Annotated in this window: 13 protein-coding genes and 1 riboswitch; of the genes, 9 read left to right on the top strand and 4 right to left on the bottom strand. The window is 44.4% G+C overall.

The genetic code is table 11. The annotated features are described in order from the left end of the window. The first annotated feature begins 1 nt into the window (after position 1). The 5 genes from CIK89_RS07595 to CIK89_RS07575 all read left to right on the top strand — a co-directional run bounded on the left by CIK89_RS07595 (position 2) and on the right by CIK89_RS07575 (position 4,459). Positions 2-532, top strand: a complete 531-nt coding sequence (locus CIK89_RS07595; protein ID WP_094390782.1) for a hypothetical protein — start codon at positions 2-4, stop codon at positions 530-532. Between the two features lie 154 nt (positions 533-686). Beyond that, a complete protein-coding gene (locus CIK89_RS07590) occupies positions 687-968 on the top strand; it encodes a DUF3127 domain-containing protein (RefSeq protein ID WP_094390830.1) in 282 nt (93 codons plus the stop codon). Positions 969-1,057: 89 nt separating this feature from the next. Next, positions 1,058-1,495 (top strand): hypothetical protein, encoded by a 438-nt coding sequence (locus CIK89_RS07585; RefSeq protein ID WP_094390781.1) that lies wholly within the window; start codon positions 1,058-1,060, stop codon positions 1,493-1,495. Then, positions 1,480-3,948: a hypothetical protein gene (locus CIK89_RS13840; protein ID WP_254046643.1), complete on the top strand. Its 2,469-nt coding sequence runs from the start codon at positions 1,480-1,482 to the stop codon at positions 3,946-3,948. The genes CIK89_RS07585 and CIK89_RS13840 overlap by 16 nt, the downstream gene beginning before the upstream one ends. Before the next feature lie 52 nt (positions 3,949-4,000). Next, positions 4,001-4,459: a DUF5675 family protein gene (locus CIK89_RS07575; protein ID WP_094390780.1), complete on the top strand. Its 459-nt coding sequence runs from the start codon at positions 4,001-4,003 to the stop codon at positions 4,457-4,459. Between the two features lie 66 nt (positions 4,460-4,525). Here CIK89_RS07575 and CIK89_RS07570 read toward each other — a convergent pair whose 3' ends face one another. The 4 genes from CIK89_RS07570 to CIK89_RS07555 are packed head-to-tail and all read right to left on the bottom strand — an operon-like array spanning position 4,526 to position 7,166. Further along, positions 4,526-4,921 carry a hypothetical protein gene (locus tag CIK89_RS07570; RefSeq protein ID WP_144007376.1) on the bottom strand — a complete coding sequence of 132 codons (396 nt, stop codon included), beginning with the start codon at positions 4,919-4,921 and terminating at the stop codon, positions 4,526-4,528. A gap of 43 nt (positions 4,922-4,964) precedes the next feature. Continuing rightward, positions 4,965-5,582: a formate/nitrite transporter family protein gene (locus CIK89_RS07565; protein ID WP_094390778.1), complete on the bottom strand. Its 618-nt coding sequence runs from the start codon at positions 5,580-5,582 to the stop codon at positions 4,965-4,967. A gap of 53 nt (positions 5,583-5,635) precedes the next feature. Further along, positions 5,636-6,538 carry an AraC family transcriptional regulator gene (locus CIK89_RS07560; protein WP_094390777.1) on the bottom strand — a complete coding sequence of 301 codons (903 nt, stop codon included), beginning with the start codon at positions 6,536-6,538 and terminating at the stop codon, positions 5,636-5,638. A gap of 4 nt (positions 6,539-6,542) precedes the next feature. Beyond that, entirely contained in the window at positions 6,543-7,166 is a 624-nt protein-coding gene (locus CIK89_RS07555; RefSeq protein WP_094390776.1) for a flavodoxin family protein, read from the bottom strand. A 189-nt stretch (positions 7,167-7,355) separates the two neighbouring features. Between CIK89_RS07555 and CIK89_RS07550 the strand changes: the two genes are divergently transcribed. The 4 genes from CIK89_RS07550 to CIK89_RS07535 all read left to right on the top strand — a co-directional run bounded on the left by CIK89_RS07550 (position 7,356) and on the right by CIK89_RS07535 (position 13,273). Further along, positions 7,356-8,417: a UDP-N-acetyl glucosamine 2-epimerase gene (locus CIK89_RS07550; protein WP_094390775.1), complete on the top strand. Its 1,062-nt coding sequence runs from the start codon at positions 7,356-7,358 to the stop codon at positions 8,415-8,417. A 15-nt stretch (positions 8,418-8,432) separates the two neighbouring features. Next, positions 8,433-9,374 carry an adenosylcobinamide-phosphate synthase CbiB gene (gene cbiB, locus CIK89_RS07545; protein ID WP_094390774.1) on the top strand — a complete coding sequence of 314 codons (942 nt, stop codon included), beginning with the start codon at positions 8,433-8,435 and terminating at the stop codon, positions 9,372-9,374. Positions 9,375-9,431: 57 nt separating this feature from the next. Continuing rightward, positions 9,432-10,952 (top strand): cobyric acid synthase, encoded by a 1,521-nt coding sequence (locus tag CIK89_RS07540; protein WP_094390773.1) that lies wholly within the window; start codon positions 9,432-9,434, stop codon positions 10,950-10,952. Positions 10,953-11,021: 69 nt separating this feature from the next. Next, positions 11,022-11,212, top strand: a riboswitch (cobalamin riboswitch). A gap of 42 nt (positions 11,213-11,254) precedes the next feature. Beyond that, positions 11,255-13,273 (top strand): TonB-dependent receptor, encoded by a 2,019-nt coding sequence (locus CIK89_RS07535; RefSeq protein ID WP_094390829.1) that lies wholly within the window; start codon positions 11,255-11,257, stop codon positions 13,271-13,273. The last annotated feature ends 17 nt before the right edge of the window (positions 13,274-13,290 follow it).

The raw sequence follows: 13,290 nt of genomic DNA, 5'->3' as shown, positions 1-13,290 counted from the left end.
TATGGACATAGATGTGAAGGAACTGATAAAGGCTGCTGTCGAAGGCTTCGACCTGAGCAATTTCAAAGGCGATGTTGTAGGCGTGAAAGTTGTTGAGAACGAGATTGGCAACGTGGAGCAGGGCGGCATCGGCATTCAGATAAACAACGGCGCGAAAACTGCTCCACAGACACAGTCGGACAAGAATATAAAGGCTGCCGTTGAGGAATTGCTGAAAGCCAAGGAGGGGGATGGCCTCGTGTTTTCAAATAAAAAGCAATGGTGGGCAGTGTATAAAGTGCTGAAGGAATTCTGCAATTATCCTGCACAGATGACCTCCTTTGTTACCAAGATGACCGAACTTGAGCTTGGCAGTGTAGATGATAAACGTCGGCTAACCTATGACTCATTGAGTGCGGCATCAAAGGAGGTTCCGCTCATAGCAACCTGTTCACCGTCGGTTTGGGTTACGCAGAAAGACAAGAGCGATAACTATAGGCAACAGTATGTGGTGGCGGAGTTCCTGATGCTGAAACTCGGCATTAAGAGCTGAGGGCAGTTCCAATAACAATTCCAAAATTCCAATAACAATTCCCGACTCGGATTTTTTCTGAGTCGGGATTTTTTATGTCTGTATCTTTGCAATGTCAATCCGACGAAGATGTCTCATGGTGAGGCTTCGGGCAGCGGATGGCAGCAAAAGACAAATGGAAACAAAAATTATGAGAGTGGTGAAGTGCGGTGAGCAGTTCACGGTGAAGAGCGAGAAGTCCGAAAACGGACAGATGGCCAAGCGCAACCTGGTGCTTCAGGAGGTGGGCGGCAAGTACGAGAACCAGTATGTTGTGGCGGCTTTGGGAAATCTGGCTGTGTGCCAGTTCTATGAGAACGACATCGTGATAGCCACGATGCGATTCACAACACGGGAGTATAACGGACAGATGTTTCAAGACATCGTGGTGACGGACTTAATCAAAGTCAACAGATAAACATTATTAACACTGAGTTGAAGTGAGGAGGATGTTCCCGGGTAAATGCGCAAAGAATCTGACCTTCTTCTCGCAAACAACTCACAACAATGACACAGAAGAATTTTAAGCAGAACATTTTGCAGAACGTCCAGATGGACACACAGACAAGTTTTATGGCCAACGGCGACATCAATATCTATCCATGCTCGTGGGAGGACTCGAAGGCTCCCGTGACGGCTGACGGCAAAGGCCTTGTCCGATACCGTGGCGGCATTGAGGTGGACGAGGATGGTCGCACGAGAGTGAAGCGATTCCGAGACGGCATGAACGGGCCGAAGTACGAGACGCTGTTTCAGACGGCTCATGCCGACGTGAAGCGGACACGAGAGATGAACCACGGACAGCGAGGATGTTTGAAGGTGGAGTTCAGATTTCCACGCCGTTATGGGCTGGCACTGATGAAGAGCCTCTTCTATCAGGAGAGCGAGGAGGTGATGGCTTACCTTAACAGCAGAAAGGAGGTGACGGTATGGGACAACGACTAAACAACGCTAACGATAACCTTAGCGACAACCTTAACGATAACACGATGAAGGTGATAGCAGCAAATGCACAGCCGCGACTGAAAGGGCGCGGCTATGCAGAGACACAAACCTCGGAGCAGCTTGACAAGCTGCTCTCCGAGGGATGGCTGAAGGAGATGGTGGAGGCTATTCGTCAGGGTGACGAGAAGAAGAAAGACCAGTTGCCTTATATCTGTCCGCACTACACTCAGTTCAAGGATAACCATCGGGCGCAGAGCGCGATTATTCCAGAGGCTTTTACGTTTATGACTTGCGTTGATGTGGATGATGCTACGAAGGTGCGTGAGGCTTTCGAGAAAGCTCTTGCTGTGAACAAGGATGAGGATAGCGAGTGGCAGGACATGGTGCTGCGCATCGAGTATTCGGCTCGGAAGAAAGGGCATATCTACATCCGCATTCCAAAGGGCATGACGATTGAGGAGGCGCAACGTGGCTTCTGCGAAGAACTGGGTATGCCTGAACTGTATGACCCCAGTTGCATTACACCCGAAAGGTTCATCTATGTGACGGGTATCGACGAAGAGGTGTATCGCTCTGAGCATTGGCTGGAGGCTCTTTCTAAGGAAGAGTTAGAGGAGCGCAGGGAGGCGTATCTGCAAAGAGGGCTGGATGTTGACGGACGAAAGTTAGTTGGTACGCAGTCGGCCTCGGTTGCGGCTGCCACAGATACCAACTCCAAGGCCGCATCCGAGACGTCCCTAAAGGGATCACCTTGCGGAAGTGATGCGCACCCAGCCGATGCTGGTACGCTGTTCGTGTTTGATGCTTGCATGAAAGAGGCGGAACTGACACCCGATGTGCTCGTGGAGGGCAGTAATAAGCGACACCTAGCTCTGAAAAGCATCCTGTCTGTTGGGGCTACGCAGTTACTGACGAAGGAAGAATTGCTGGGTGTGCTGCGAGTGCGCATGGCCGACTTTGTGAACGAGAACGACTGTCGGCAGTTGGTTGAGGACTTCTACACGAAGTATTATGACCCGAATCAGAAGTTGAGTGCTTTTCAGCGCAAGACCTTGGCGAAGAGGCTAAAGATGGCAAAGGATGCAGGAAGCGCATTGCAGAGTACACAACCGGCTTCGGTTGCAGCAAGTGCACAGGTTGCAGGCGAGCCGCCTGCGTACCCCACAACACCGCCCAAGATGCCCACGAAGTTGCCGAAGGTCGTTGCCTTATTGTTGAGCAAGACCCCCGATGTCTATAAACCCGCAGTGGCTCACGCTATCTTCCCTGCATTGGGCGCACACCTCTGGAAAGTCCGTTTCCCTTACATAGACAATGTGAAGCACGAGGCCACGTTCATGAACGTGCTGATGGCCGGAACGGGTGCTGGTAAGGACTGTGTCTCGCAGCCTATCAACCACATCATGAAGGACATTCGCGCTCGCGATGCCGAGAACCTGAAGCGTGAAGCCGAATGGAAGAAAGAGGTGAACTCGAAAGGAGCGAACAAGGACAAGCGGCAGCGTCCTGAAGGTCTGGTGATTCAGGAGGTTGACCCCGATATGACCAACCCTGCCTTTGTGATGCGCATGGCCGAAGCCGACGATCATTTCCTCTACACGAAGATGAACGAGATTGACCAGTTTGATGCCCTGCGCGGCAGTGGTCGCGGACAGCAGCAGTTCCAGATAATGTGCTTGGCTTTCGACCCAGACAACCGATATGGACAGACGCGAGTAGGCACGCAGTCGGTGACGGAGAAAGTCACGATTCGCTTCAACTGGAACGCGGCCACGACCATCCAGAAAGGGCAGAAGTATTTCAGCCGAGTGCTGACCGATGGCCCAATCAGCCGCATCAACTTCTGCACTATCCCTGAGCGTGAGATTGGAGCCGACATGCCCGTGTATGGCACATACGATGCTGCCTTTGATGAAGAGTTGAGACCATTCATCGACCGCTTGACAAGAGCCGCTGGCACGATTGACTGCCCACAGGCATTCAAGCTGGCCAAGAAGATGAGCGAGGAGAATGCCGAGTTCGCCCGCCTCTCGCAGTCACGAGTGTATGAGAACCTGTCTTTCCGCGCCAACGTGATAGCCTACTTGAAGGCTTGCGTGCTCTACATCATGAACGACTACAAGTGGGCGAAGGAAATCGAGGAGTTCGTGCGCTGGAGCTTGAAGTACGATATGTGGTGCAAGATGGAGTTCTTTGGCGCAGCCATTCAGCAGGCTAACGAGGAGGGTGAGCGAGTGGTGCGCCCAGGTGCCCGCAACCTGCTGGAGCTGCTGCCAGACGAGTTCACCCAGCACGATGCAGAAATCATACGGCAGTCGCAGGGCATGCCGATCGATGGCACTGCCAACATGCTCTACCAATGGGTCTATCGCAAGTACGTCTTACGCCTTACACCTTACAATTATCGTAAACTCAAATTTCTAAGCGACGAGAGCAAAGCCAAGCTTGCCTGAGTTTTGCCGAGGAGCGACAGAAATTCAACAAAGTTAAATTCTTGTCTGACAAATGGAACTAATATTGACACGTATAGCAAAGCGCAAGACCTACACGATAGGTAGGCTCTGCATCCGCAAACAGGTAGCGGACGAATACCTGACAGGCACAGCCAACGAGTACTTGTGTGATACCTTAGAGCCGACATGGCGCGACTACAAGAACGGCGCATACAAAATCAAGGGCAAGAGTGCCATCCCTGAAGGGCGGTATGCCGTGGTTATCTCGTTCTCACCCAAGTTCAAGCAATGGCTGCCCATTCTGCTGGGCAACGAGGCATTCAAGAAGCAGTGGAGCGGCATCCGCATCCACGCTGGCAACACAGCCAAGGACACCGAGGGCTGCATCCTCGTGGGCGAGAACCGCGAGGTGGGCAAGGTGCTGGATAGCCGCAAGTGGCTCTACAAGTTGAAAAAGCGAATTGTGGAGGCCAAGGACAGGGGCGAAGCCGTGTGGCTTACCATCAGATAGCCCTCTGCCGTCATCAAGACAATCCCCAAAGCCGCCGTTGGCCTTGGGGATTGTTTGTGCGTTATTTTATTTTTGATAGTCTTTTGCCTTATATACCACGTCAAGAAGTTTCTGACCTTGTTGCTTACGTGAATAATAAACGTAGCGAAAGTTGTAGCCAGCTTCTTTATAAATTTTTAGTGATGTGGCATTTCTTAAGTCCATCAGCATTTGCTGTTTTAGTTCAGACTTGTTCACTATTGCAGAGTCATCCAGTACACCACCTAAGGTGTAAGCATAACACAATGTGTGGGATTGTTTGTCGAATGTCAGACTGTCTATTGTTACGTCTTTGGCAATAAGTGCAGGACAGTTTTTCTCTGTATATGCTTGGGCTTCGCGCTGGCAACGTTGCTCTAAGGTCTCTTGACAAGCTGAAAACATTGCAATAGCAATTATCGTGTATATACCGATGTGTTTCATTCTATTTATCTTATTATTTTCTATTCACTTGTTGATTTGATAGTTATTTTACCCTTACTTGCTCCGGTGTCATCCATCGATAGAGATTGCAACCGATAAAGTTGCCAATAACCTCAGAGACATAAATCAACGCAACGATAGGTTGACAAACCACATCCCAAGGTGCGGCAAGAAAATAAAATGCATCGGCAATACTATGGGTGAATCCACAGAGAATGAAAACTGGCACACCGAGTAAGAGTGCTAACATTTTACCCTGTCGTGCAAATTGAACAGCAGTCGTCATAATAAAACCACATCCGATGGCCAACAAGCCGCATGCAAATGGACCTTTGGTAATACGCCCTGTCAATATATCTCCTGCTTTGTCTATACAATCAGGATGAGCATATCTGATGGCAAGGGCAGTTAACAGACAACCAATAATGTTTCCGATGAGTACTATAACGAGCATCGACCAGTCGCCATGTCGGCGTATAAAACCTGCAGTTCCTGTGTATAATTTCAATCCATAATACACTACGGTTGTTAAGCCAAAAGCGAAGAGTACTGCACCAGCTATTCCTCCTACTTTGAGATTGACTGTTCCACCAATTGCAATGCAGATACCAGCCAAAATAGCCAACGGAAAATGTGTGTTGAATGTTTCTTTTAGGTTCATATTTATATTATTTAATTTGAATTCAATGATCTATGACATGTACTGTGACTCTCTTATTTCTTATAACGTTCCATCTCTCTGAATTCTGAAGGTAGATAACCAGTATGGCGCTTGAAGTGTTTTACAAAATATGAAGGATCGTCATACCCTAACATGTAAGCAATTTCTTTAATCATCAAGTCAGAATAAAGAACAAGACGTTTGGCCTCCAATATGATGCGGTTATTAATGAAAATCAATGGAGATTTTCCAGAACACTCGTTGACGCTATTGCTGAGTGAACGGACGGACACATTTAAACGATTAGCATATTCTTGAACAGTATGCAGTTGTTTGTATTCCTGTTCAAGTAACTGTCTGAAACGGATAAAAAGTAGGTGGGAAGGTTTACGATAATCAACAGTTAGTTCTGTCTCATGTTTGCCGTATCGTTCTATTTTTGCAAGAAAGATGGTTAGTAGTGATTTTAAGATTTCTATATTACCCAATTCACCATTTCTCTCCGCTTCTAACTCCATTTCGTGTATTAACGGTTGAAGTAACTTTGATGTTGGCTCGTCTATAATATAATATGGTGTTCCTTCGTAGGTATGAAACGCGTTGTATTCAAGGAATAAACGACTGATATTGGTGGAAGAATTTGAGACTTTTATCAAATCAGTACACATTTTTATAGCAACACCCCGATAGTTGTCTTTACAATCGAAATGGTGAATCTGTCCAGGAGACAGAAAAAATATGGTGCCTGGAACAACCTTGTAATCAACGAAGTCCACCGTGTGTATTCCTTCACCATCCTGAAACCATAGAATTTCATAGAATGAGTGGACATGTGCCATACAATCGTCAATGTCACTTGTGGCAAAGAGTTCGGGTATGTGCTCTACTCGAAATCCATTTCCACCAGGTGCATTACAGACGGTTTGGTAAATATGACTCAGATTTATTTCTGACATAGTATTATCTAATAAAATTCATGGGTGTCCATGCTTCGCGTTCTGGAAGGTCTGAAGAATTATTGCTGTTTAGTTTTTTTAACATCCATGCCATGTTGTTGGCCAATGTACGCATGGTTTGCATACCTTCAATATCTTGTGCGGCTTCGCCCTCGACTCTTCCATAAGCCAGATTCCAATATTGGGAAGTCACAATCGGCATGTTCATCATTTGGAAAGGCATGAGTAATGTTTGATATACTGCAGAAGCACCGCCACGACGACAAACTGCTACGGCAGCTGCTGGCTTTCCAATGAAGTATGCCCCTCCTGCATAAAGCATACGCTGTTGAAGGCAAAGTAACTGACCTGATGGTTGACCGTAATAGACGGGAGAGCCTATGATGACTCCATCGCAATGAGACATGCTTTCGATGACGGAGTTTGTTATGTCATCAGAAAACACACATTGTCCGTTGCCGTTCTCTTTGCATTTATTGCAGGCGATGCAACCGCGAACAGGTTTCTTACCAATCCATAGGATGGTACTTTTTATTCCGTGGATACTAAGTTGTTTTGATATCTCCGTTAAGGCAGTATAAGTATTACCTTCCTTTCGTGGACTTCCATTAATGAGTAGAACTTTCATAACAATTTGTTGAAGAGTCTTGTTGTAAATCGTACACTAAGTTTATTTTGAAGGCAAATTTACTAATTTCTACTGAATTGAGCAACGTCTTTTGATTCAAAGTGCGAATAACATAGAAGAAAAAGTGAAAAACTCTTTGTAATTAGTGCAAAATATAGTAAATTCGCAGTCGAAATAGAAAAAAAACTTATGCAGAACGTATGTGTTTTTACAGGAGCAAGACCGAACTTTGTAAAGGTCGCTCCAATTGTCAGGGCCATCATTAAGACAGAAGGTATTGCCTATCAGTTGGTATATGCAGGACGTCAAGATGATCCTACCCTTGAAGCATCATTGTTTGATGATCTTCAGATGCCAAAACCAGATATTTATCTCGGTGTTGATTGTGAAAATCTTAATGAACTGACAGGAAGAGTGATGGCTGAGTTTGAAAATTATCTTAATCATCATTCTACAGATATTGTTATCGTCGTTGATGACCTTGCTTCTACCATGGCAGCTGCCATAGTAACAAAGAAACGAGGTGTAAAATTGGCTCATCTTGTTGCTGGTACTCGTTCCTTTGATATCAATATGCCGAAGGAAATCAATCGCTTGGTCATTGATGGATTGAGTGATTTGTTGTTTACGGCAGGTGTTAGTAATAATAGTATTGTTACTCGTGAAGGTGCTGATATGCAAAAAATTTACATGGTTGGCAATATCCTGATGGACTCATTGCGTGCTAATCATGACAGATGGACGAGACCTCAATGTCTTGAAAATGTGTCAGACGGTCAGTATATTGTCTTGACTCTTAATCGCAAAGTACTCTTGGCAGATACAGATAAACTCCAACACCTCCTTGCTACTATAATCGATGTGTGCACTGGATGTGAAATTATTGCGCCATTACGTGGAGTAGCAAGAGAAGCTGTGGAAAAAATGTCGCTACCTATAACCCTTGTTCCAACATTGTCGTATTTGGAATTTGGTTACCTTGCTGCACATGCTAAAGGTGTGATAACGGATTCTGGTAATGTGGCAGAAGAAGCCACATTCAATCATGTACCATGTATCACTCTTAATAGTTATACAGAACATATTGAAACGGTGAATGTAGGTACTAATGTGTTAGTAGGTGAGGATTGCCAAAAATTGCATGATGCCTTGAAATTACTGATGGCTGGCAATTGGAAACATGGTGATTTGCCTGACCGTTGGGATGGACGTTCGGCAGAGCGTATTGTACAGACGCTTCTTGATTTATAATACTAAGAATAGCAAATGCGTTCAATCTTGGCCATTTCCATTTTGCCAATTCTTGTAGCTTGGCTGTTGGATAAGATATTAGGTGACCCGGTGTGGTTACCGCATCCTGTTGTGCTGTTTGGTAAAATCATACATAAGTGCGAAACAATATTAAACAAAGGCCATTGGAAACGGACAAAGGGAGCGATAATGGCTGTTGTGCTTATTATAATGACTTTTGTCTTGACCGATTACCTTTTGAAAATAGCGTTGGATGTGTCTGTTTATCTATGGATGACCGTGACAACCATACTTGTGTTCTACTGTTTGGCAGGAACAACACTGATTCGTGAAGTTAGACAAGTTTTCTACGCTCTTGATATTTCATTACACAAAGGACGTGAGCGTGTAGCTCGCATAGTAGGGCGAGACACAGCCAATCTTACAGCTCAGGAGGTACGTTCGGCAGCATTAGAAACCATGTCAGAAAACCTAAGCGATGGTGTCGTGGCGCCACTCTTTTGGTTGGTACTACTGGGCGTGCCGGGAATGATGGCATATAAAATGGTCAATACTCTCGATTCTATGATAGGTTACCATAATGAACGCTATCTTCGTTTTGGAACTTGGGCAGCACGCATTGATGATGTAGCCAACTACATACCAGCTCGATTGACAGCATTGATGATGATATTGACTTCAAGTTTTTATCGTTGGTGGAGCAGGTTACGTTTTGTAGCAAAATATGGCAGAATGCATGCAAGTCCTAATAGCGGCTATCCAGAAGCTGCATTAGCATCTATTCTTGATTGTCGTTTTGGTGGACCTCATGATTATTTTGGTCAACGTTTTTATAAACCATATATCGGAGACTGTGATCGCCAACTAAGTACGAAAGATATGATCATTGCCATTGGTGTTAACCAAAGAGTCGAGATAGTTATGATGGTAATTGTATGTGCATCGATTTTGTTTTGAGTACAGAAAAAATTGATATTTCTTTGTTTTTGAGATGTAAACTATAATATTTATCAAATGGCTATAAGTTCACAATCGAATCATAGGAAAAAACTTAATCCACTAATGTTTGTGGGAACAGGAAGTGATGTTGGAAAGAGTGTTGTAGCTGCTGCGTTTTGTAGAATATTTCGGCAAGACGGATATCGCCCAGCTCCATTTAAAGCACAAAACATGTCGCTCAACTCGTATGCCACTCCCGATGGATTAGAATTAGGACGCGCTCAGGCTGTACAAGCTGAAGCGGCAGGAATCCCTTGTGAGGCCGATATGAATCCCATCTTGCTGAAACCGCAGTCTGACCATACATCGCAAGTAGTCTTGTTGGGACGTCCTGACAGCAATCAGTCTGCTGGAAGCTATTTTCGAAAGGAAGGACGAGATCGCTTTCGTAATGTTGCTCATGAAGCATTTAATCGTTTGGCATCCCGTTTCAATCCTATTGTGATGGAAGGGGCAGGAAGTGTTTCTGAAATCAATTTGCGCGAGGTAGATATTGTCAATATGCCTATGGCTCTTTATGCCCATGCAAATGTAATTCTTGTTGCAGATATTGACCGCGGTGGCGTTTTTGCTAGTATTTATGGCAGTATTATGTTGATGACACCTGAAGAACGAAGTCACATTAAAGGTATTATTATCAATAAATTCCGTGGAGACATCAGTCTCTTCGAATCAGGCGCGAAAATGATAGAGCAACTATGTGGAATACCAGTTCTCGGTATCCTGCCTTATTTTCATGATATTCATATTGAAGAAGAGGATAGTGTCTCGCTGCAGGTTAAGTCGAGACAGGCTGTAAAAGGCAAGGTAAATGTTGCAGTAGTATTGTTGCGCCACATGAGCAATTTTACAGACTTTGATGCATTAGAACAAGATTCACGACTGCATCTTTATTATACCAACAATCCTGCTGATCTTGAAGATGCAAATATCATCATCGTTCCTGGATCCAAATCTACGATAGATGATCTTTGTCTGTTACGTCAGAATGGAATGGCAAAAGCTGTTGTAGAAGCACGAAAACGTGGCGTTACGGTGCTAGGCATATGTGGCGGCTATCAGATCTTGGGAAAGGAAGTACGAGACCCGAATCATGTCGAGGGTGAAATCGAGCGATTGCCAGGGTTGGGACTTTTGCCTGTCGTGACAGTTATTGGTGGTGAAAAAACTACTCGACAAGTTACATTCCAATGTCCTACGCTGGTAAAAGATGAGAATGTCAAGCTTCGCGGTTATGAAATTCACATGGGAACGACAACACTTGATGACAATGCTCAGTCGATGAATCTTTTTAATAACCAAACAACTGATGGATGTTTCGTTGATGATCGCTGCATGGGCACCTACATTCATGGAATACTTGATAATGCACCTATTGTTGATGTTTTATTGTCACCATATCTGAAAGATGCTCAAGAGCAGTCTGTCTTTGACTATGAAACCTATAAAAACCAACAATATGATTTGTTGGCAGATCATGTTAGACAACATGTTGACATGGAACGCATTTATCACATTCTTACTACGTCTGATTAGCTTTAACTGACAGATAAAGCAGATGTCGCATTTGTGGCAAAAGAAAGAAAAACATAATTCTTCTTTGTTTTTCGCTTACAAATTCGTAATTTTGCAAACGCATTGAGAATAGAAGGGAATGAGGTGAAAATCCTCGACTGTCCGGCAGCTGTAAACAACCCTATATCGACGTGAACAACAAAGTCACTGGTTTGTTACCGGGAAGGCGTTCGCGATCAGGTTGACAAGTCAGAATACCAATTCCAAGCAAAAACAAAATTTTTCATCGTACTCTTGGGCTAGGCGATGAGATGTTTATAAATATGAAGAAATTCAATTTGTCGATAATTGCAATGCTTGTCTCTGTAAGCGCAATGGCGCAGACAGACACCATAACAAGCCGTGTTCATCAATTGAAAGAAGTGACTGTGACTAAGAGTCAGCGCAAGCGAATGCTCACAAGTACAGCACCTTTGCAAATGATGGACCGAAAAGACATGCTTACTATGGGAGTAACAGATATGGCAGACGCACTTCATCGAATGTCGGGCGTTACGCTACGCGACTATGGCGGTGCAGGAGGCATGAAGACCGTGGCTGTGCGTGGTTTTGGAGCAAAGCATACCGGTGTAAGTTATGACGGTGTTATGCTTAGTGATTGCCAGAGCGGCGAAATAGACCTTTCTCGTTATTCGCTTGATAATGTCGCCAAGTTATTGTTGGTAATTGGTGATAATGATGATATTTTCATTCCTGCACGTCAGGCGGCATCATCAGCAGTTCTCAACATACAGACATTGCCTTTACCTTCTGATGAAAGAAAACCGCATTTAACTTCTCAGTTGAAGATGGGGTCATTCGGATATGTTAGTCCCTATTTGCGATATGAACAGAGTTTTTCTAAGGCCTTTGCCGTGTCTGCTGTAGCTGAATATATTTATGCCGAGAATGATTATCCTTATGAGATTAAAAATGTAAAGACTGTGACGAAAGATCGTCGTACTAACAGTCTCATGAGTAGCGGACATGGCGAGTTAAACTTTTCATGGCAACCTCATGCAACAAATCGATTGACAGGTAAGATTTACTATTATGACAATTCACGTCAGTTGCCTGGTATCGTCCATTATTATACTAACGTAAGTGGGGAGACTCTTCATGACCGCAACTTCTTTGTACAGGCGGGGTACCAAAAACGTTGGGGAGATACGTGGGCGTTGAAAACCATTGCCAAAGTAAATTGGTACGAATCTATCTATCGCGACAAACTAATGCCTGGCGCTGTTAACGATGCAAGTTATTGGCAACGGGAATATTATGCTTCTGCTGCCCTGCTGTTTGTCCCAACGAAACATTGGGCAATGGATTATTCTGCAGATTATTCTTTTAACAATCTGAATGGCAGTTCATGGCGCGCCATTATTGGACATCCGTTTCGCCATAGTATTCTTCAGTCCGTTACTGTAAAATATCAAACTGGTCGTTGGGTCATGACGGGAAAACTGTTGCATTCGCTTTTTATCAACCGGCAGAAGAACGTCGAACAGACAGATCGTACCGATGTGCAAATAAATTCTGCACGAAATATGCGTCGTCTCTCACCATCGCTGTCGTTGTCATACAAACTGCTTGAAGATGAGGAACTCTTTCTGCGTGCCAGTTACAAAAATATTTTTCGTTCTCCCACCTTTAATGAGAGTTACTACTATCATTATGGCAGTACCGAATTGAATCCCGAATTAACTGACCAGTGGAATATAGGTGTGACATACTCACCTCATCTCTCACGTTACACTACTGCAACGCTTATGTTTGACAGTTATATCAATAAGGTGAAAGACATGATAGTAGCAGTACCATATAATATGTTTGTTTGGACGTGTATCAATGTCGGTAACGTGCGCAGTATAGGCATCGACGCAACAATGCAGGTTGAACACCAGTTCAATAAAGCTCATAGGTTGATGCTCTCTGGAAGTTATAGTTTGCAAAAGGTGCAAAACCGAACTAATCCTGAGTCGCCCAACTACAATAAGCAGATTGCCTATATGCCTCAACATACAGCAAGTGGTTCTGTTGCTTATGAGAATCCTTGGATAAACTTAATACTGCATGCGACAGGTATGAGTAGCCGTTGGCCTAACAACGAGCATTATCCTTCAACAATGATAGAAGGCTATGTTGATTTTGGCTTGACAGCATATAAACAAATCCATTTTGGAAACCATCATGTAGAAATTCGTGGAGATATTAAAAATCTCTTTAATAAACAATACTGTATCGTGGCTCATTATCCGATGCCCGGCAGAAGTTGGATGATATCAATCAATTACAAATTATAATTAAATTATTTATTCAA

The sequence above is a fragment of the Prevotella sp. P4-119 genome, assembly GCF_002251345.1.
Taxonomy (GTDB): Bacteria; Bacteroidota; Bacteroidia; order Bacteroidales; family Bacteroidaceae; genus Prevotella.
The sequence above is the reverse complement of the archived record's forward strand: the minus strand, read 5'-3'. Positions and strand labels throughout refer to the sequence as shown.

Coding starts and splice junctions, on each gene's coding strand:
- CIK89_RS07595 (WP_094390782.1), top strand. CDS start 2: ATGGACATAGATGTGAAGGAACTGATAAAGGCTGCTGTCGAAGGCTTC.
- CIK89_RS07590 (WP_094390830.1), top strand. CDS start 687: ATGGAAACAAAAATTATGAGAGTGGTGAAGTGCGGTGAGCAGTTCACG.
- CIK89_RS07585 (WP_094390781.1), top strand. CDS start 1,058: ATGACACAGAAGAATTTTAAGCAGAACATTTTGCAGAACGTCCAGATG.
- CIK89_RS13840 (WP_254046643.1), top strand. CDS start 1,480: ATGGGACAACGACTAAACAACGCTAACGATAACCTTAGCGACAACCTT.
- CIK89_RS07575 (WP_094390780.1), top strand. CDS start 4,001: ATGGAACTAATATTGACACGTATAGCAAAGCGCAAGACCTACACGATA.
- CIK89_RS07570 (WP_144007376.1), bottom strand. CDS start 4,921: ATGAAACACATCGGTATATACACGATAATTGCTATTGCAATGTTTTCA.
- CIK89_RS07565 (WP_094390778.1), bottom strand. CDS start 5,582: ATGAACCTAAAAGAAACATTCAACACACATTTTCCGTTGGCTATTTTG.
- CIK89_RS07560 (WP_094390777.1), bottom strand. CDS start 6,538: ATGTCAGAAATAAATCTGAGTCATATTTACCAAACCGTCTGTAATGCA.
- CIK89_RS07555 (WP_094390776.1), bottom strand. CDS start 7,166: ATGAAAGTTCTACTCATTAATGGAAGTCCACGAAAGGAAGGTAATACT.
- CIK89_RS07550 (WP_094390775.1), top strand. CDS start 7,356: ATGCAGAACGTATGTGTTTTTACAGGAGCAAGACCGAACTTTGTAAAG.
- cbiB (WP_094390774.1), top strand. CDS start 8,433: ATGCGTTCAATCTTGGCCATTTCCATTTTGCCAATTCTTGTAGCTTGG.
- CIK89_RS07540 (WP_094390773.1), top strand. CDS start 9,432: ATGGCTATAAGTTCACAATCGAATCATAGGAAAAAACTTAATCCACTA.
- CIK89_RS07535 (WP_094390829.1), top strand. CDS start 11,255: ATGAAGAAATTCAATTTGTCGATAATTGCAATGCTTGTCTCTGTAAGC.